Origin of the sequence: Rhizobium sp. IBUN (assembly GCF_000510625.1) — a bacterium.
Lineage (GTDB): Bacteria > Pseudomonadota > Alphaproteobacteria > Rhizobiales > Rhizobiaceae > Rhizobium > Rhizobium altiplani.
Genome location: NZ_AZNV01000071.1, coordinates 1 through 18,754, shown reverse-complemented (window position 1 = coordinate 18,754; position 18,754 = coordinate 1). Strand labels below are relative to the sequence as shown.

Here is an 18,754-nt window from a genome sequence, read left to right as displayed (position 1 = left end):
AGCGCACGCCATAGAGATAACCGATGAACAGCGCCTTGAACATCAAGGTCGGATCGAGCGGCGGGCGGCCGTTATCAGCACAGTAAAGACCGGCAACCCGATCATGGATGAAGGAAAAGTCGATTACCGCGTCGATCTTGCGAAGCAGGTGATCCTTCGGAACAAGCTGATCGAGCGTCACCATCTCGAGAGCCGTCTGTTCGGGAGCAGGTTTCTTCAACATGACCCAGTGAATCACAAACCCCTGGACGAGGCCAGGGGTTTGTCAGCAGTCTGGGCCGCCCTCCAGGCGGCTTTTTATCTGGGTAAAGAGCCGATATCAGGCAGCGAGATCGTCCGTCTCGCTTTCCTTGAACATCTTGGCGAGGTTCAGGAAGCAGATCATGCCGTTCTCCGAGGCGATAATGCCCTCGCAGAAGGCGCGATCGAAGGAAGCGGTGACTTCGGGAACCGGCTGTACCTGGCTGGAGGAGATCGTGAGGATATCCGAGACGCGATCGACCAGCATGCCGATGACCATATTGTGGACTTCGGCCACGACGATGGCGCTGCGCTCGTTGGCGACCGTGCTCTTCATGCCGAGCTTGAAGGCGAGGTCTATGATCGGGATCACCGAGCCGCGCAGGTTCATCACGCCGATGACATCGGCTGGCGCGTGCGGGATCGGCGTCGACGGAGCCCAGCCGCGGATTTCGCGGATCGTCGTGGTTTTTACGCAGAATTCCTGATCGTGAAGTCTGAAGGCAATGATCTCGAGCGTATCGCCGCTGAAATTCGTGGAATTGATTGTAGCCATAAGATTGTCCCAACCGCCAAAAGCCAGGGCAGAAGCAACCGCGCCACCATTGGCGCGGATCGACTTGCCTTCAAACCGTGCGCGCTCGTCCGGTGGATGAGTATCGATACGGTTACTCCGGACCTTAATGGAAGAGTATTGCCCAAATCTAAATTGGGGTCGCTGATTTTTGGTTAGGTGGAAACGGTAGGCCGCGTCATCATTCGTGGATCGTCAAGCAGGATGGCGTCCGGTTTGATGGCAAGGATGCGCTCGAGGCCCTGCTGATCGACCTGGCCCACCGGAAAGGGCGGATATTCCGGCAGTGCGATCGAACGAGGCTGCCCAACCATGACAGCAACGCGCATTCCCGCCTCACGAACGGCGTCAGACACAGCTGGAGTAGCCGACCCTTGCCACAGTCTGAACCAGTCGGCTCCGGCTGCGCGCGCCGCATCAGCGCACGCAGGATCCTCGAGAAAGGCTAGGATCGCGACGTCTTTCGACAAGCGGCGGGTGGTGTCGATCAGTGCAATACTGCGTAGTCCAATGAGCGCGCGTCGCATCGCACCGCGCTGCGCAACGTCGGAGATGATTTGCGCAATCTGCCCCTCGTGGCTCAGTTTGATGTCCAACAGAATACCCAAAGGGTCAGACGCGCCCAAGGCATCGCCAAGTGTCACTATCCTTGGTAGCAGGCTGCGCAATGTCGCCAGATCGAGGTCCGACACGGCTCGTGGGTCGCCGCAGAGCCGAGAGAGATCCGGATCGTGGACGCAAACAGGAACGCCATCCCGCGTTAACCGGACATCAGTCTCTATGGCATCAACTCCGGCAGCCGCCGCGGTCCTGAAGGCAGAAATGCTGTTTTCTGGAGCCAGTGCTGCGCCCCCGCGATGGGCGATCGCAAGCGGGCGACGGTCCGGTGAGCGCTTCCATAAGCCAATGGCCATACATTCCCCTATAGAGAGCTCGACCAACTCGATCGGGCTCACCATAGGTTTCAAACGGCCGCTACACCAGTCGTTGTTTCGCAGCGAGCTAGATGAGCACTAGGCCAGCGTCTTTTCGATCTGCTCGACCGCCCAGTCGACCTGGCTCTTGGTGATGACCAGCGGTGGGGCCAGACGGATCGTGTTTTCGTGCGTGTCCTTGGCAAGCAGGCCGCGGTCCTTGAGGGTGTAGCAATACTGGCGGGCGCCGCCCGCTTCCGGCACGAGTTCGACCGCCATCATCAGTCCCCGGCCGCGCACGTCCTTGACGATGTTGGAGCGGATGGAGCGCAGCCCTTCCAGGAAATAGTCGCCCATCTTTTCGGCATTCTCGATCATGCCTTCCTCGGTCAGGACCTTGAGTGCCGCGCGCGCTACGGCGCATGCAAGCGGGTTGCCGCCGAAGGTCGAGCCGTGCTGCCCCGGCTTCAGGACACCCAGCACCTCGGAATTGGAAAGCACCGCCGAGACCGGATAGAAGCCGCCGGAGAGCGCCTTGCCGATCAGCGTCACGTCGGCCTCGATCCCCTCGTGCTCTTCCGCCAAAAGCTTACCAGTACGGCCGAGGCCGGTCTGGATCTCGTCGAGGATCAAGGTCACCTTGTGTTGAGTGCAGAGTTCCCGCACGCGCTTGAAATAGCCGGTTGGCGGGATGATGACGCCTGCTTCGCCCTGAATCGGCTCGATCAGCGCCGCAACGGTGTTTTCGTTGATGGCGGCGGCAAACGCGTCGGCGTCGCCGAAGGGGATCGTGCGGAAGCCGGGCGTATAGGGGCCGAAGCCGGTGCGGGCGTCCGGGTCTGTGGAGAAGCTGATGATGCTCAGCGTCCGGCCATGGAAATTGTCGGCGCAGACGATGATCTCGGCCTTGCCCTCAGGCACGCCCTTCACCTCGTAGCCCCATTTGCGCACGGCCTTGATGGCGGTTTCAACGGCTTCGGCGCCCGAGTTCATCGGCAGGATCTTGTGCGAGCCGGTCAGCGCCGCGAGTTCCTCGTAGAGATGGGCGAGCTGGTCATTGCGGAAGGCACGGGAGGTCAGCGTCAGCTTGCCGGCCTGCTCGACCATCGCCGCCAGAATCTTGGGATGGCAATGTCCCTGGTTCACCGCCGAATAGGCCGACAGGCAGTCGAGATACCGCTTGCCGTCGGTATCCCAGACATAGACGCCTTCGCCCCGGGTCAACACGACATCGAGCGGCTTGTAGTTGTGGGCGCCGAGGCGCTGTTCGGTGTCGATCAGGTTCTTCGAGTTGCTCATTGTCGGTTCTCCTCAGGCGGCGCGGGTCGGACGGTCGAAAATGCGGCGGCCGAAGAGGCTTGCCGTCAGCTCCACCAGGATCCGGGCGCTCTTGCCACGGTCGTCCAAAAAGGGGTTCAGTTCCACAAGATCGAGCGAGGAGACGAGGCCGCTATCGCAGAGCATCTCCATGATGAGATGCGCTTCACGGAACGTCGCGCCGCCGGGTACCGTCGTGCCGACGCCGGGCGCGATTTCCGGATCGAGGAAGTCGACATCGAGGCTTACATGCAGCAGGCCGTTGGCATCGGACACGACGCCAAGGATCTGGCGGATCGCCGCGGCAACGCCCTGTTCGTCGAGCCAACGCATGTCGAAGACGTTGACGCCATGCTCCTTGATGAGCTCCCGTTCAGACGCATCGACCGACCGGATGCCGACCTGGAAGACGTTGCGCGGATCAACGAAGGGGCGGTCCTTCGGCAGGATCTCGGCAAGTTCGGCCTGGCCGCAGAAATAGGCGACCGGCATGCCGTGAATGTTGCCGGAGGGCGAGGTCGCCGGCGTGTTGAAATCGGAATGGGCGTCGAGCCAGAGGACGAAGAGCGGTCGGCCTTGCTGGGCGGCGTAGCGCGCCATGCCCGATACAGTGCCCATCGACAGGCTGTGGTCGCCGCCAAGGATGAGCGGAAAGCGTCCGGCTGCGGCTGCGTCATAGACACCGGCTTCGAGCGCACGGGTAAATGCGCCGACGACACGCAGATTATGGGCCTTCGGATGGTTCGGCAGATCACGCGCCGGAACGACGTGCACGTCGCCGGCATCGACCACATCATGGCCAAGATCGATCAGCGTCTGGTCGACGCCCGCGATGCGAAGTGCAGCCGGACCCATGGCGGCGCCCCTGCGCCCCGAACCCTCTTCCAGCGCTGCTCCAATGAGCGTGACCGATCTTGCTTGTGGCTGCATGCGTTCTTCTCCAGCTCGTGTTTTCCGAAGGCATATTGAGATATCGGCGCGGCGACAAATAGATGAAAAAGTGCCGATAATGCGCTATGATTGACCAGTTTGATAAGTGCATTTTGACAAAGTGGCAGCCATGGACGATCTCGACCAAGAACTTCTCAGCGCTTTGCGACACAATGCGCGCACGCCGGTTTCTTCGCTGGCGGCAATGACCGGTGCCTCCCGTGCGACGGTCGCGGCGCGTATCGACCGGCTGGTTGCAAACGGCACCATCACGGCATTCACGGTTCGCACCGGCCATGAAACCCGCGCCGCCGGGGTGCGCGCGATCGTCATGATCGAGGTGCTCGGCAAGCTCGCGGACAAGGTCGCCGATCAGCTCCGTGGACTGCCGCAGGTACGTGCCCTGCACAGCACCAACGGGAAATGGGATTTCATTGCCGAACTTGAGGACCGCGACCTCGTCTCCTTCGATGAAACGCTTCGCCGCATCCGGCTCATCAATGGCATCAATACGACGGAAACCAACATCCTGCTGAAAACCAGCAAGACCGGTTTCTAGTATTCGTGTTCGTAAACGACGCCGGCTTCCCCTTCGCCGTCGCCACCCGCGCCGGCGCGCAACTTCACGCCACGGCCGACATCGAAATTGATGATCGCCTTCGCGCCGCCCTTGCCGGTGGTCTGCTGCAGTTCGAAATAGGTCCGGTCATTCAGGTAGCGGCCAACGCTGACGGTGGTGCGTCCCTTGGCATCGGTGCCGATGTCGAAATCGTCGACGCCAAGCTGATTGCGCAGGCCCTGGAACAGCGATCCGGAGCGCCCGCCGGCCAACTGGGCGACGGCATCGGCAAGCTGAGCGATCTGAACCGGCGACAGCCTCGACATTGATTGACCGAAGATCAGTTGCGCCAGAACTTCGTCTTGCGGGAGGGCCGGAGACGACGAGAAGGTGATCGAGGGATCGGTTGCGAGCCCGCTGACATCGACCGTCAGCGTCGTCGAACCGGAGGTGGAGCTCGCCTCGAGCTCAAGCGCGGGGGTGAGGTCACCGGCAAAGGTGATACGGCTTCTATTGGTGAAATCGAGGCGCCGGTTGAGAATCGTCAGGCGACCGCGCCGCATGGTGAAGCCCCCGGAAACGATGGGCTCCGCCGCCGTTCCCCTGATCGTGACGCTACCGGCCAGTTCGGCATCGATACCGCGACCACGCACGAAGATCTGCGAGGGAGCGTCCAGCTGAAGATCGAGATTGATGGAGTTGGATTTCGCGCGGGCGCCCTGCTGCGACTCGTCGCGCAACTGGGCAAGAACCCCCTTGGGGGCGTTGACGTGCTTGACGTCGATTTCGCGCAGCGAGGTCGGCAGCCTCTCGGGGACGGTGATCGAGGCTTTTTCCAGATGCAGCCTGCCGTTCAGGGTGGGATTTGCGAGCAGCGGACCGCGCAAACCGATGGTGCCGTCGACGGTCGCCACAACGAGCGTTCCATCGACGTAGACGGCTCTGTCGAGCCTGACGTCGATGTTCGCAGGGAAGTTGGAGGCAGGTTGGATTCCGATGCTGCCGGATGCCGAGATGCTGCCACCGCTGGCAAGCTGGCCGGTCAGGCGCGAGATCACGGCTTCGTTTCCGGTGAACCGGATGTCGGCCGCCAGATTGTTGATCGCAAGGTTGCGGCGGACATCGACGATCCTTGCGCCACTGGTCGCAACCGTGCCGTTGATCGACGGTGCGGCCGCTGTGCCACCAACCTGCAGATCAAAATTGGCCCTGCCATCGGCAACGAAGCCCTGGGCGGCAAGCTGCGCACCAAGTACGGCGAACGGCAGGTTGCCGGAAAAGCGCAGGTCCAGCGCGCGATTGCCCGTAATGCCAACGCTGCCACCGCCCCGCAGGGACAGCCCGCTCTCGCCGGTCACATTGGTGTCGATCGTCAGCCGGTTGTCTTGCAGTTTTCCGTTCGCAGTGATGCCGAGCGGCGAAAGCCCGGCGCTTCTGGTCTGGCTGGTGGCGGCGCCCCTCCAGTCAAGGTTGAAGTCCACAGCGGGCAAGGGCAGTCGGCCCGATGCCCTGACGGTGCCCGAAATATTGCCTTCGGCGGCAAGCCCCGGAACGAAAGCGTTGGCAAGCCCGGCGGGAAGATTGGAGATGTCGGCATTGGCCGTCAGCGACTGGGCATTCGGTCCAGTGATGACAAAGTTGCCGCCAGCTCTCATCGACACGCCGCCGCCGCTGAGGTTCGTCGTGAAGTCGACCCTGCCGTCCGCAAGCCTTCCGCTTGCGTTCGCCGAAAGCGGCCGGATACCGGATGCCCTCGTCTGCGTGGTTGCGACATTCCTCCAGTCCAGCCTGAAATCGATGATCGGGTTGGTCGCTGTTCCCGACGTCCTTGCCGTGCCCGAGATGGTTCCTTCCGCCCCCAGGTTCGGGACGAAGCCATTAGCGAGGCTCGCGGGCAGATCCACGATATCGGCATCGACCGAGAGGCCCGCGACTCCGGCTCCTTGGAGGTTTGCCGTACCCCTTGCCCTCAGCAGGGTGCTGCGAGTGCTGTTCAGCGTTGCATCAAAGGAGAGCCTGTTGTCGGCGAGGTTGCCAGTCGCGTTCAGCCGAAGGCCAGAAAGGCCGGCAGCCCTGGTCTGACGAGTCCCGGCGTTGTTCCAATCGAGCTTGAAATCGACGGCCGGCATCGGTAGCGATCCGGACGCGGTTGCCGTTCCCGAGATTGTTCCTTCGGCACCGAGATCAGGCATGAAGTTGTTTGCCAGCGCGGCAGGAAGGTTGCGAAGCGTGGCATCCGCCTGCAGGCTCTTCACGGCCGTACCTTCGACAGTAACCTTTCCTTTCGCCGTGAGGGCGGAGCCGCCATCGCCGTCGAGATTCGTCTCGAAATCGAGCGTGTTGTTGGCGAAGGTGCCCTTGGCGCCAAGCGCGAGGGCGGAAAGGCGTGCTTCCCTCGTCTGAGTGGTTGCGAGGTCCTTCCAGCTGACGTCGAAGTTTGCCGTCGGCTGTTGCAGCGTCCCGGAAGCGGACGCGGTGCCTGATATCGTACCACTGGCGCCGAGGTTCCGGACGAAGGCGTTTGCCAGGCTTGCGGGAAGATTGCGTATCGTGGCGTTGGCCGTCAGGTCCTGGATTTTCGTTCCCGCCAGGGAGACGTTGCCGGAGGCTTTCAACGCCACCCCGCCGTCCGCCCTAAGGTCGCTCTGGATGGTCAATTTTTCATCCGCGAAATTGCCCGTCGCCGTCAAGTTGATGCCAAAGAGGCGGGCTGCTCTGGTGTGGCTGGTGGCCGCGTCCTTCCAGGCAAGGTCGAAGGTTGCTGTCGGTTTCGGCAACTTGCCGGAGGCCGATATCGTGCCTGATATCATGCCTTCCGCGGCAAGATTCGGCCCGAAGCCGTTGGCCAGGGCAGCCGGAATGTTGGCGAGCTGCCCATCGAGCTTCAGCGTCTGAGCGTCGGCGCCTGCCACGGTGTAGGTGCCGGTCGCCTTTAGCGACATGCTGCCGCTACCGCGTGCGTCGGTGTTGAAGCTGAGAATATTGTCCTTGAGGTTGCCGCTCGCCGTCAGCCCAAGCGACGAGAGCTTGGCGCTTCTGGTCTGGCTCGTCGCGGCATTCTTCCAGTTCAGTTTGAAATCGAGCGCCGGGTCCGGCAGCTTCCCGGCCGCCGTGACGTTGCCCGAGATCGAACCTTCGGCGGCAAGATCCGGAACAAATGCATTCGCCAATCCGGCCGGGATGTTGACGATATCAGCATCCACCTTCAGCGACTGCGCGTTCGGGCCACCGGTCACGACATTGCCAGCGGCCTTCAGCGATACGCCGCCCTTGCCGCTGAGGTTCGTTTGAAAATTGAGTGTGTTGTCGGCAAAGGTCCCGTTTGCACCGATCGCCAGCGGCGACAGGCCGGCGCCCTTTGTCTGGCTGCTGGCGGCATCCTTCCAATTCAGCTCAAAGTTGGCAATCGGCGCTGCCGGTGTGCCGGTCACGACGACCTTCCCCGAAATTGTGCCTGCGGCATCGAGCTTCGGCACGAAACTGTTGGCAAGGCTTGCGGGCAAATTCCGGATGTCCGCCTTGATATCAAGAGTCTCGCCGACGGTACCGCTCAGGTGGACCGAGCCATCCCCCGTCTTCAGTTCCATCGCATCAAGCGTCACGGTGCCGCCACTGATCGACACTTCCGACGGCGACGCAAGCTCCACCGGAATGTTGCGCGGTTTCGCCGAGAAACGGTCGAGGCGAAGCAGCGTCGTGCCGGCGTTCACCTCGACATTCCCCGATGCGACCAACGGACTGGCATCATAGCTGGCGCCGAGATCGAAGTTCGTCCGGTTCTGTTGCTGCGTGAAATTCAGCTCCAGGCTTTCAGCCTTGTTAGGACCGGAAGCAAGTTCCTCCGCTTTGATCGTGCCCGTTGCGGCAAATGCTTTGAGGTCGGTGACCGCGACGTTGATGTCCGGCCTGACGATGGCAAAGGTGTCACGCTTCAGGCCGCTGCCAGATGCTACGACCTTGAGGGCGATCCTGCCGTTGTCGTTGGCGATATCGACCGATCCCTTCAGGTCGCCTTCTGCCTTCTGTCCGGCAAGTGCCGCGAGAAGGCTGATATCCGGGAAGTCGAATGTCGCCTGTCCGGTCGGCGCGAATGCCGGCGACAGTTCGACGTGGCCGGTCAGGCGGTTGTTGCCGACGTCGGCGGCGATCGACGGCAGCCGGATGTTTCCGTCCACGGCCTGAACAGCGGTGCTGACGTTGATCGGCTGGTTGTCGATCGTGCCCTTGGCGGTGATGTCTGCTTGCGGCGCTTTCGGGTCCGCCGTTCCGGAAACGTTGATGTCGAGGTCTTTGACCTGCCGGCCGGCCATTACCAGTGATGGCCCTTTGATATTGGCCGCTATTGCGAGAGCCGAAACATTGCCTTTTGCGCTTAGCTGGTAGTTCAGTTCGCCCGCGGCGCCCGCCAGCAGCGGCTGAATATCCGGAATACGACCCGAGAGGTTGGCATCGAGCCTATCTTCGTCGAGCACGACCGCGCCGCTGGCCTCGAGGGAGTTCGACTTGATGGAGAGGTTCGAGACGTTGAATTTCGAAGGAACCGTTCCTGCAACCTGGCCCTCGATCACGATTGGTGCGTTGAAACGCGTCGCGACCGCAGGCGGCAGCGCGGCTGGCTGGATGGTCAGCTTGGCATTGCCGGTCAACGCGCTGGCGCTCAATTTGTAGGAACCGTTGAGGGCTGCTGTTGCCGAAGCGCTTTCGATCGTGGCACCGTTGAAGCCGAGCGCATCCGGCGAAATCTGCAATGGCAGTGTGATGGTAACGGGGCCTTGAATTGCCCGGTTGATGTCGGGATTGACGAAGGACGTATCACCGGCGGCGAGCGTAATCTGAACGCTTCCGGCGCGACCTGCGAGATTGAAATTGTCGCTCTTTGCCGTCAGCTTCACGTTGCCAATCGTCGCCTGGGGCAACATGGCGGAATCGAGGGAGGCACTGGCGTTGAGGCGGGAGGCCTTGGCGTCGCCGGTCAGGGAAAGATTGATGCCGGAAATTAGAAACCGCGCTTCGCCTTCGGTCAGCGGCCAGCGGAAATCGACGGGTCCCGATGTTCCCAAGAGATTGGCGTTGAGGCTGTTCTTGCCTCTCGGATCCAGCGTGCCCGATGCGGCGATGACCATCGCGCCGGTTGCCAGGTTGCCGGTCTGGATGTCGATCTTGCCTCTGTTGTCGAAGTTTGCAGCGACGTCGATGTTCGTCTGCCCTGCAAAGAGCGGACGGAATGCAGCCGGCAGCAGTGAACTGAGGTCGCCACCACCCTTGAGGTCGAGGTGATGAAGGCTCTCCGGCGTCAGCGTGTGGTGCGCTTCGATCGAGGCGCGTTGCTGTCCGTCGAGTGCTGCCTGCAGCTGGCCTCGCCAATCCGAGATCGGTCCATCTCCGGTCAGGCTGATTTCCACCGCCGGGTTGCCGGGCAGTGCCAGGACACCTGCGAGCAGCCCGCCCTTTGGTTCCGATAGTTTTGCCTTCACCCGCAACTGGTTGCGATCCGGCATGAAGGCGACATCGGCGATCAGCTTGGCATCCGGAACATCGTGACGGCGGACATTGATCGAGGCATTGCCGCCTTCATTGTCGGCACGCAGGCTGCCGTCCGCGGCAAGTGTGAAGGCCCGCCCGATCAGCGGTTCGGCGAGGCTGATCTCCGGCAGGGCGATCTTGTCTATGTCGAGCTTGATCGGCAACGAGAAGCCGCTGTCGCTTTGACCCTCTGCAGCCGGACGGGACGGAAGCGTGCGCACCGGTTGTCTCAGGATGTGGATTGCCGCGGCTTCGATGCTTGTGGCATGGAACCGCCCGGTTAGGAGCGCCAAGGGATTCCAGTTAATCGCCAGCCTGTCGACCCGAGCGAAGACGCCCCTGGTGTCGGAGAGCACGATTTGGCTGGCGCGCAGCCCGCCAGTCAGCAGCCCGCCGGGATCCTGAACCTTGATGGTCATATCCCGATTCGAAAGGCTCGAGGCGACCCTGTCGGTGACGATGCGCGCGCCAAAGGACGTGAAGCCGAAAACACCGATGGCGATGGCAAGAAGGACCAGCACGACACCAGCCGAATACCCCAGCAGTCGCACGATCCAGTTCAAGATTTTCGCCAGTGTCTGCATGGCCGCGGACATTACTCCGTTTCTATGGCGGCTCAAGGCGCGCGAGGCGCCACGAGCCGCGAGCGGGTTTAGAATGACTGACCGATGCCAGCGTAGATGCCGAAATCCGTGCCACCCTCGTACTTGTTGAGCGGTATTGCAAAATCAAGCCGCAGTGGACCAAATGGCGTCGCATAGCGAACGCCGATGCCTGCACCGGCCCGAATGTCGGAAAAATCGGGCGCGATGTCTGCTGAAACGGTCCCGACATCGATGAAGGGCACTATCCCGATCGTATCGGTAACCCTTATCCGGGTCTCGAACGACGCAGTGACATAGGATGCGCCACCGGTCTCTTCATTGTCGGCGTTGCGGGGCGAGATCTCCTGGTAACTGAAGCCGCGAACCGAGCCGCCACCGCCAGCAAAGAATCGGCGTGTAGCAGGAATGTTCTGGAGATCGTCTGCCCCGACAAGGAAACCTGCGGCAAGCTTGCCGGCAAGAACGATGCGGTCCTCCGCTCCCAGCGCCTGATATCCGGTGATCAAGCCCTCGAAGCTCGAGAAGAAGGTCCCGTTGTAGGTCTCGTAGCTTGGCGTTGCCTTGAGCATCCCCCGATAGCCCTCGGTCGGATCGAACTTGTTGTCGCGCGCATCGCGGTCATACTGGAAAGGCAGCGAGAAGGTCAGGTAGCTGTTGTTGCCAAAGGCATCGTCATCGCGTTCCCAGCTCACCTCGCCGGCGCCGGTTATCGTATCCAAGTCCGACAGCTCGTAGGAAAGACCGAGGGAGGCGGTGACGAGTTTTGCAGTATAGGCGTCGGGGTTTTCGGTTTTGGCAAGGATACTGGCCCGCAAGGTCGCGGCCGGTACAAACGCGCCGGGTTTGGTGAAGGTAATACCGGCTGAATAGTCGAGATCGCCGATGTTGGTCGTTTCGCCCAAGCGGCCCACAGACCCTTCGATGCGCAGCGCCTCCGCCTCGCCGAAGAGATTGCGATGACCCCAATAGCCGTTGATGCCGAAGCCGTCCGTTGTCGAGTACTGGGCGCCGACGCCGAGGTAGCGCCGCTTGCCCTCCGACACCTCGATTGTCATCGGCAAAGTGCCGTCTGGCGCCAGTTCGTCAGCCTCGTGGATGGTGACGCTCGAGAAGACGCCCAATGCGCGCAGTCGTTCGCCTGCCTTTCGCAGTGCCTCCGGCGAATATTGTTCACCCTTGTTCAGCCGCGAATAGCGCTGGATGAAGCCCGGTCGAACGTTCTTCTCGCCCGTGACGCCGACATCGCCAATTGGGGCGACCGGCCCACCCTCGGCGGCGAGGACAATGTCAGCCGTGCTCGTCCTGTGGTCGGCTATGACCTTGCGGGTCGTCAACTTCGCCAGCGGCCGGCCTTCGCTTTTCAGCTGCTCGACGATTTTGTCGCCAGCCTTGATGATCGTCAGCGAACCGGCTGTCTCACCCGGAGCAAGATCGTAGTCGGCCGGATTGCGTCGTGCAGCATCGCCGCCGAACTGCACCTCACGGACCTTGAAGACCGGACCTGCGGCAACGCTGATTGTCACCGGTACTGGGCGCGAGCGATTGAAGGTGGGATTGGGCGGCAGGTCATCGATGTTTTGACCATCAACCCTGATCGTTACGATGCCGCCGTAGCGGGCCTTTTCAAAGAGGGCGGCAAGCAGGCGTTCGCGGTCGTCTCTGGCCTTGACGACGACGCCCAGATCGCCCGAGACGGGCCGATCCTTGTCGCCGACCAGACGGGAACTGTTTTCCAATGCTTCCTTGAGATCGGGATCGCTCGCGTCGGTCGTGAGTGTCACATCGTAGCGCACCGGATCGGGCACCTGGTCGCTGGCCGATTCGTCGTCCTTGCCCCACAAAGTGATGCCGAAAAGCTTGAAGGCGAAAGCCTCTGAGACGAGAGCCGGCGAAAACGCAAATGCAGCCGCGACCACCAACATGGTGCCTACGCGCCGATACGCTATACCCGGTTTCGGTGCCGTCCCTCTAATCTGCATCCACCGCTTTTGGTTACACTAGAATTAAGCTTCGCGCCCCCCGGCCGGCGGCAACCTTAGCGGCAAAATTCCTCGACGTGTACCGTTTTAAATCGCTTAGCCGCTGAAATGGTGGAAAAAAAAGAAATCCCGGGCGCCGAACCCGGGATTCGAGATGATTTCGGACCGACTCAATAGTCGCCGCGGCAATCGTCGATATACCGGCGGCCATACTCGTCGCGATAGTAGCACTGTCCCGGCTGCTCCGCGACGCGGCCGATGAGAGCGCCCGAAACGCCGCCGACCGCCGCACCAACGGCTGCCCCGCGTACATTTCCCGTCACCGCGCCGCCGATGATCGCGCCGGAGGCTGCGCCGATGCCTGCCCCGCGCTCGGTCGGTGTGCAGCTTGCGATCGACAGGCCGATCAAGGCGAATGCGACAATCTTCTTTATCAAAATATTCTCCTAGGTTGGTCGCCCTCAATAAGAGCTGTGGCCGTCCCTGATTCTTTTTTGTCATGCTAGCCGTCAAACTGTGGCGCAAAAGCAGCGACCCTGCCTTCGGCTTCCGCTTTCGCACAATTGGTGGTGCAATTGCGCGCAAATGCGCCACAACCGAACGCGCTGAATTTTAGTTAGCCTCCCTAAAGTAGTGGTTGATCCCAAAGCGAAAACGTCAAATGATACCCTCCGCGCCTGGAGGAGGCGCGAGGAGGAAATCATGGCGAAAGTGAAACTGACGGTGAACGGCCGGGCAGTCAGCGGTGACTGTGAAGAGCGTACGCTTCTTGTCCATTTTATTCGCGAAAAACTGGGGCTGACGGGAACGCATGTCGGCTGCGATACCAACCAATGCGGTGCATGTGTCGTTCACATGGATGGCAAGTCGGTGAAGAGCTGCTCGATCCTTGCCGTCCAGGCGTCGGGTTCGACGATCACCACCATCGAGGGGCTTGCCAGCAACGGTGAGCTGCATCCTGTTCAGGCTGCCTTCAAGGAACACCACGGCCTGCAATGCGGCTTCTGCACGCCAGGCATGGTGATGACGGCCGTCGACATGATTTCGCGCCACGGAGGCGATCTGGACGAGAAAACGGTCCGCCACGAGCTCGACGGCAATATTTGTCGCTGCACCGGCTACCACAACATCGTCAAAGCCGTTCTGTCTGCCAACGAGCAGATGCATGGCGCTGCCAAGCAGGCGGCCGAGTAGCTCTCAGGATTGTCTGGCTGACTGCCGAACACGATTCTCTTTGGCGGAATGCCAGGCCCGAAACCCCATTGGGAGGACATTATGGGTGTTGAAGGAATTGGTGCACGCGTCGCACGAAAAGAAGACAAGCGGTTCCTGACCGGCAAGGGCCGTTACACGGACGACATGGTCGTGCCGGGCATGAAATTCGCCTATTTCATCCGCAGTCCGCATGCGCATGCCAAGATCACGAGGATTGATGCCGCCTCGGCAAAGGTCATGCCGGGCGTTATCGACGTGCTTGACGGCAAGCAGCTGCTCTCTGACGGGATCGGCAACCTCATCTGCGGCTGGATGATCCATTCGAAGGATGGTTCGCCGATGAAGATGGGCGCGTGGCGCCCGTTGGCGGTGGAGACCGTCCGCTATGTCGGCGATGCCGTCGCCATCGTTGTCGCAGACTCGCTCGCCGAAGCGCGCGATGCCGCGGAAGCCGTCGTCATCGACTACGAGGAATTGCCTGTGGTCGTCGAGGCTGTCGAGGCGCTGAAACCGGGCGCGCCGCAGCTTCATCCGGAAGCTCAGAACAACCTGATCTTCGACTGGCAGCTCGGCGATGGTGCGGCAACCGACAAGGCCATTTCCGAAGCGGCGCACGTCACGGAAATCGAGATCCACAACAACCGCCTGTCTCCCAATGCGATGGAGCCGCGCGCTGCGCTCGGTATCTATGACGCTGCCGAGGATCACTATACCTGCTACACGACCAGCCAGAACCCGCATGTCGCGCGCCTCGTGATGAGCGCGTTCTACAATGTCGCGCCCGAGAACAAGCTTCGGGTGATCGCCCCAGATGTCGGCGGCGGCTTCGGCTCGAAGATCTACATCTATCCTGAGGAGATCGTTTGTCTCTGGGCTTCCAAGAAAACAGGCGTGCCGGTGAAATGGAACTCCGATCGCACGGAGGCCTTCCTCACGGATGCGCATGGCCGCGACCACGTCTCCAAGGTCAAAATGGCTTTCGACAGCGACCATCGCATCATCGGGCTGAAGGTCGACACCATCTGCAATCTCGGCGCCTATATGTCGCTGTTTTCGTCGGCGGTTCCGACCTATCTCTACGCGACGCTGCTGTCAGGCCAATACGATATTCCGGCCATCCATGCCAACGTGCGGACGGTCTACACCAACACCGCGCCGGTTGACGCCTATCGTGGTGCCGGCCGTCCCGAGGCGACCTTCCTGCTTGAACGGACGATGGAAACGGCGGCCCGCGAGCTTGGTATTTCGCCCGCCGAGTTGCGGCGGAAGAACTTCATCCGGGCCTTCCCGCATCAGACGCCTGTGATCATGAACTATGACGCGGGCGACTACGAAGCATCGCTCAATGCGGCGATGCAGGCGGCCGACTGGAACGGCTTCCCGGCGCGCAAGGCCGAGGCTGCCAACCGCGGCCTGAAGCGCGGTCTCGGCATGAGCTGCTACATCGAGGCGTGCGGCATAGCGCCCTCGCAGGCGGTCGGATCGCTTGGTGCGGGCGTCGGCTTGTGGGAGTCGGCAGAGGTTCGCGTCAATGCGGTAGGCACGATAGAAGTGCTCACCGGGTCGCACAGCCACGGGCAGGGGCACGAGACGACATTCGCGCAGCTTGTGTCGGATCGTCTCGGCGTTCCGCTGGAGAGCGTGTCGATCGTGCATGGCGACACCGACAAGGTGCAGATGGGCATGGGCACCTACGGCTCGCGTTCAGGCGCTGTCGGCATGTCTGCTGTGGTCAAGGCGCTCGACAAGGTCGAAGCCAAGGCCAAGAAGATCGCCGCCCATCTGATGGAAGCCGACGAAGGCGATATCGTCATCGAGAACGGTGAGGTGAAGGTTGCCGGTACAGACAAGAGCCTTCCCTGGTTCCAGGTGGCGCTGGCCGCCTACACCGCACACAACCTGCCGGGCGGCATGGAGCCGGGGCTGAAGGAAACTGCCTTCTACGACCCGTCCAACTTCACCTTCCCCGCCGGCTGCTACATCTGTGAAGTGGAAGTCGATCCGGAGACCGGCAAGACCGAGATCATCCAGTTTGTAGCCGCGGACGATTTCGGCAACATCATCAATCCGATGATTGTCGAGGGCCAGGTGCATGGCGGTATTGCGCAGGGGATCGGTCAGGCCCTGCTCGAGGGCGTGCACTATGACGAGAACGGTCAGTTGTTGACGGCAAGTTTCATGGACTACGCCATGCCGCGCGCCGACGACTTGCCGTCGTTCAAGGTGTCGCATCAGGTAACGCCGTCCCCGAGCAATCCGCTCGGCATCAAGGGGTGCGGTGAGGCTGGCGCGATCGGGTCTCCGCCGGCACTCATCAATGCCATCACCGATGCTATCGGCAACAATATGCTGACGATGCCCGCCACACCACAGAAAGTGTGGATGGCAGCGCGCGCGGTTCATTGAGGAGGAACGACGATGTATCAGACCAACTATCACCGCGCGTCCTCGGTCGATGAAGCCGTCAGGATGATTTCGGGAGCATCGGAAGGCAAATATGTCTCCGGCGGCATGACGCTCATACCGACGATGAAGCAGCGTCTCGCCGCGCCGAGTGACCTCGTCGATCTCAGGCATATTCCGGCGATGCAGGGAATCAAGGTCGATGGTCGCAAGGTGACCATCGGGGCGGCCACATCGCACGCCGAAGTCGCTGCATCAGCGGCTCTGCGTGCGATTTGTCCCGCCATCTGCGACCTCGCCGGCATGATCGGCGATCCGCATGTTCGTCATATGGGCACGATCGGCGGTTCGATCGCCAACAACGACCCCGCGGCGGACTATCCCTCGGCCATGTTGGCGCTGAATGCCAGCATCGTCACCAACAAGCGCGAGATTGCTGCTGACGATTTCTTTACCGGCTTGTTCGAGACGGCCTTGGACGATGGCGAGCTGGTCACCGCGATCAATTTCGAGGCGCCCGAGAAAGCGGGCTATTCGAAGTTTCCAAATCCGGCATCGCGTTATGCGATGACGGGAGTCTTCGTTGCCAAAGGTGCCGGCGGCGTTCGGGTTGCCGTCACTGGGGCGGGAGCCAACGGCGTTTTCCGCGAAACCGCCATGGAAACCGCCCTCAACGCGAACTGGTCCGCCGGCTCGATCACTGGCATCGATGTCAATCCTGCCGGACTGATGTCGGATTTGCATGCGAGTGCGGAATACCGCGCCAACCTGATCAAAGTGATGGCCAAACGCGCCGTCGCCGAGGCGGGCTGACACAAACGGTCGGATCGCGAGGTGGCGTGTCTGCCTCGCGATTCTTCGCTGCGTCTGGCCAGAACGAGCTTTTTCGAATTAAAATAATTCAAGGCTATGGGCCTTTTGCCGCAGTTGATGGTAAAGCGATGGCAAAGGGTTGACGTGCGTGCGTCGGTTGGCAACAAACGCTCGCACGACACTGGAGCATGACATGGATTTCGAAGCGTTTTTCAAAAGCGAGCTGGACGGGCTTCACAGCGAAGGCCGTTATCGCGTTTTTGCCGATCTTGAGCGTCACCGCGGCAGCTTTCCGCGCGCCACGCGACACACGGCGGACGGCCCGAAGGAAGTCACGGTCTGGTGCTCCAACGACTATCTCGGCATGGGCCAGCACCCCAAGGTGATCGAGGCGATGAAGAATGCCATCGATCACTGTGGCGCGGGTGCGGGAGGCACCCGGAATATCTCTGGCACCACCCACTACCACGTTCTGCTCGAGCGCGAGCTGGCTGATCTTCACGGCAAGGAAGCGGCACTGATCTTCACCTCGGGCTACGTCTCCAACTGGGCGGCGCTCGGCACGCTTGGCGCCAAGATCCCCGGCCTCATCATCTTCTCCGACGCGCTGAACCATGCGTCGATGATTGAAGGCATTCGCTACGCCAAGTGCGACAAGGTGATCTGGAAGCACAACGACATCCATGATCTCGAAGCCAAGCTGGCGGCCGCCGATCCGAAGGCACCGAAGCTGATCGCCTTCGAGTCCGTGTATTCGATGGACGGGGATATTGCCCCGATCAAGGAGATCTGTGACCTCGCCGACAAATACGGCGCGATGACCTATCTCGACGAAGTGCATGCCGTCGGCATGTACGGGCCGCGCGGCGGCGGCATTGCCGAACGCGAAGGGCTGATGGACCGCCTGACAGTCATCGAGGGCACGCTCGGCAAGGCGTTCGGCGTCATGGGCGGCTACATCGCCGCCTCCACGGCGCTCTGCGACTTCATCCGCTCGTTTGCGTCTGGTTTCATCTTCACGACGGCGCTACCGCCGGCCCTTGCTGCCGGTGCGGTTGCCTCGATCCAGCATCTGAAGGTCAGCCCGTTCGAGCGGGCACGCCACCAGGATCGGGTCCGCAAGCTGAGGGCGCTGCTCGATCAGCGCGGCATCCCGCATATGCCGAACCCGAGCCACATCGTGCCTGTCATGGTCGGCGATGCGGCCAAGTGCAAATGGATCTCCGACCTGCTGCTCGACAATTGCGATGTCTACGTGCAGCCGATCAACTACCCGACGGTGCCGAAGAAGACCGAGCGGCTGCGCATCACCCCGACGCCGCTGCACAGCGACACCGACATCGAACACCTCGTCGAAGCGCTGCATTCGCTCTGGGCGCGCTGCGCGCTCGCGCGGCACGTGGCTTAAACGTACATTTCGGAAAAAGATTGGGCCGCCGTCAGGCGGCCTCAGACCGCTGACAAACCCGTCGATATTTTCGGCGGGTTTGTTTTTTTGGACGTTGGTTGTTTTAAGTTGGGTTCTGCGGCGCGGCGAAGTTGGCGGTCTCTGGCCCTCATGCCATGGCTGGTCTGGGTGGCTTGGTGAGCGCCATTGCGATCTTCTTGATGTTTTGGGCGGCTGCGGCCAGCAGGCACTGGCATGCGACACGGGTGAGACTTCGGAAGCGGGCATAGCGATG

13 protein-coding genes are annotated in these 18,754 nt (G+C 61.4%); 5 read left to right on the top strand and 8 right to left on the bottom strand.

The annotated features are described in order from the left end of the window. From RHIBUN_RS0131675 to rocF, 5 genes are all read right to left on the bottom strand, one after another. On the bottom strand, positions 1 to 223 hold a 223-nt coding region (locus RHIBUN_RS0131675), incomplete at its 3' end, for a transposase (RefSeq protein WP_198021180.1). A gap of 96 nt (positions 224 to 319) precedes the next feature. Beyond that, positions 320 to 796, bottom strand: a complete 477-nt coding sequence (locus RHIBUN_RS0131670; protein ID WP_007796914.1) for a chemotaxis protein CheW — start codon at positions 794 to 796, stop codon at positions 320 to 322. A gap of 173 nt (positions 797 to 969) precedes the next feature. Then, on the bottom strand, positions 970 to 1,728 hold the full coding sequence (locus RHIBUN_RS0131665; RefSeq protein ID WP_025662711.1) for a glycerophosphodiester phosphodiesterase family protein: 759 nt from the start codon (positions 1,726 to 1,728) through the stop codon (positions 970 to 972). Between the two features lie 99 nt (positions 1,729 to 1,827). After that, on the bottom strand, positions 1,828 to 3,027 hold the full coding sequence (gene rocD / locus RHIBUN_RS0131660; RefSeq protein ID WP_025662710.1) for an ornithine--oxo-acid transaminase: 1,200 nt from the start codon (positions 3,025 to 3,027) through the stop codon (positions 1,828 to 1,830). A gap of 12 nt (positions 3,028 to 3,039) precedes the next feature. Then, the gene (rocF, locus tag RHIBUN_RS0131655) at positions 3,040 to 3,975 is read right to left on the bottom strand and encodes an arginase (protein ID WP_025662709.1); all 936 of its coding nucleotides are present in this window, start codon (positions 3,973 to 3,975) and stop codon (positions 3,040 to 3,042) included. A gap of 130 nt (positions 3,976 to 4,105) precedes the next feature. On the opposite strand from rocF, the gene RHIBUN_RS0131650 reads away from it, so the two are divergent. After that, positions 4,106 to 4,534, top strand: coding sequence for an Lrp/AsnC family transcriptional regulator (locus tag RHIBUN_RS0131650; protein WP_018855717.1), 429 nt, complete (start codon positions 4,106 to 4,108; stop codon positions 4,532 to 4,534). On the opposite strand, the gene RHIBUN_RS0131645 is transcribed toward RHIBUN_RS0131650, so the two are convergent. From RHIBUN_RS0131645 to RHIBUN_RS0131635, 3 genes are all read right to left on the bottom strand, one after another. Continuing rightward, positions 4,531 to 10,641 carry a translocation/assembly module TamB domain-containing protein gene (locus RHIBUN_RS0131645; protein ID WP_025662708.1) on the bottom strand — a complete coding sequence of 2,037 codons (6,111 nt, stop codon included), beginning with the start codon at positions 10,639 to 10,641 and terminating at the stop codon, positions 4,531 to 4,533. The genes RHIBUN_RS0131650 and RHIBUN_RS0131645 overlap by 4 nt on opposite strands. Positions 10,642 to 10,709: 68 nt before the next feature. Beyond that, positions 10,710 to 12,641, bottom strand: a complete 1,932-nt coding sequence (locus RHIBUN_RS0131640; protein ID WP_025662707.1) for an autotransporter assembly complex family protein — start codon at positions 12,639 to 12,641, stop codon at positions 10,710 to 10,712. A 170-nt stretch (positions 12,642 to 12,811) separates the two neighbouring features. Next, positions 12,812 to 13,075 carry a glycine zipper domain-containing protein gene (locus RHIBUN_RS0131635; protein WP_025662706.1) on the bottom strand — a complete coding sequence of 88 codons (264 nt, stop codon included), beginning with the start codon at positions 13,073 to 13,075 and terminating at the stop codon, positions 12,812 to 12,814. Between the two features lie 268 nt (positions 13,076 to 13,343). On the opposite strand from RHIBUN_RS0131635, the gene RHIBUN_RS0131630 reads away from it, so the two are divergent. From RHIBUN_RS0131630 to hemA, 4 genes are all read left to right on the top strand, one after another. Next, positions 13,344 to 13,835 carry a (2Fe-2S)-binding protein gene (locus tag RHIBUN_RS0131630; protein ID WP_025662705.1) on the top strand — a complete coding sequence of 164 codons (492 nt, stop codon included), beginning with the start codon at positions 13,344 to 13,346 and terminating at the stop codon, positions 13,833 to 13,835. Between the two features lie 81 nt (positions 13,836 to 13,916). Further along, a complete protein-coding gene (locus RHIBUN_RS0131625) occupies positions 13,917 to 16,262 on the top strand; it encodes a xanthine dehydrogenase family protein molybdopterin-binding subunit (protein WP_025662704.1) in 2,346 nt (781 codons plus the stop codon). A gap of 12 nt (positions 16,263 to 16,274) precedes the next feature. Beyond that, a complete protein-coding gene (locus RHIBUN_RS0131620; protein WP_025662703.1) occupies positions 16,275 to 17,072 on the top strand; it encodes a xanthine dehydrogenase family protein subunit M in 798 nt (265 codons plus the stop codon). A gap of 193 nt (positions 17,073 to 17,265) precedes the next feature. Beyond that, positions 17,266 to 18,480: a 5-aminolevulinate synthase gene (gene hemA / locus RHIBUN_RS0131615; protein ID WP_025662702.1), complete on the top strand. Its 1,215-nt coding sequence runs from the start codon at positions 17,266 to 17,268 to the stop codon at positions 18,478 to 18,480. The last annotated feature ends 274 nt before the right edge of the window (positions 18,481 to 18,754 follow it).

Excerpts from the sequence above, each read along its gene's own strand:
- RHIBUN_RS0131670 (WP_007796914.1), bottom strand. The coding sequence starts at position 796 with ATGGCTACAATCAATTCCACGAATTTCAGCGGCGATACGCTCGAGATC.
- RHIBUN_RS0131665 (WP_025662711.1), bottom strand. The coding sequence starts at position 1,728 with ATGGCCATTGGCTTATGGAAGCGCTCACCGGACCGTCGCCCGCTTGCG.
- rocD (WP_025662710.1), bottom strand. The coding sequence starts at position 3,027 with ATGAGCAACTCGAAGAACCTGATCGACACCGAACAGCGCCTCGGCGCC.
- rocF (WP_025662709.1), bottom strand. The coding sequence starts at position 3,975 with ATGCAGCCACAAGCAAGATCGGTCACGCTCATTGGAGCAGCGCTGGAA.
- RHIBUN_RS0131650 (WP_018855717.1), top strand. The coding sequence starts at position 4,106 with ATGGACGATCTCGACCAAGAACTTCTCAGCGCTTTGCGACACAATGCG.
- RHIBUN_RS0131645 (WP_025662708.1), bottom strand. The coding sequence starts at position 10,641 with ATGCAGACACTGGCGAAAATCTTGAACTGGATCGTGCGACTGCTGGGG.
- RHIBUN_RS0131640 (WP_025662707.1), bottom strand. The coding sequence starts at position 12,641 with ATGCAGATTAGAGGGACGGCACCGAAACCGGGTATAGCGTATCGGCGC.
- RHIBUN_RS0131630 (WP_025662705.1), top strand. The coding sequence starts at position 13,344 with ATGGCGAAAGTGAAACTGACGGTGAACGGCCGGGCAGTCAGCGGTGAC.
- RHIBUN_RS0131625 (WP_025662704.1), top strand. The coding sequence starts at position 13,917 with ATGGGTGTTGAAGGAATTGGTGCACGCGTCGCACGAAAAGAAGACAAG.
- RHIBUN_RS0131620 (WP_025662703.1), top strand. The coding sequence starts at position 16,275 with ATGTATCAGACCAACTATCACCGCGCGTCCTCGGTCGATGAAGCCGTC.
- hemA (WP_025662702.1), top strand. The coding sequence starts at position 17,266 with ATGGATTTCGAAGCGTTTTTCAAAAGCGAGCTGGACGGGCTTCACAGC.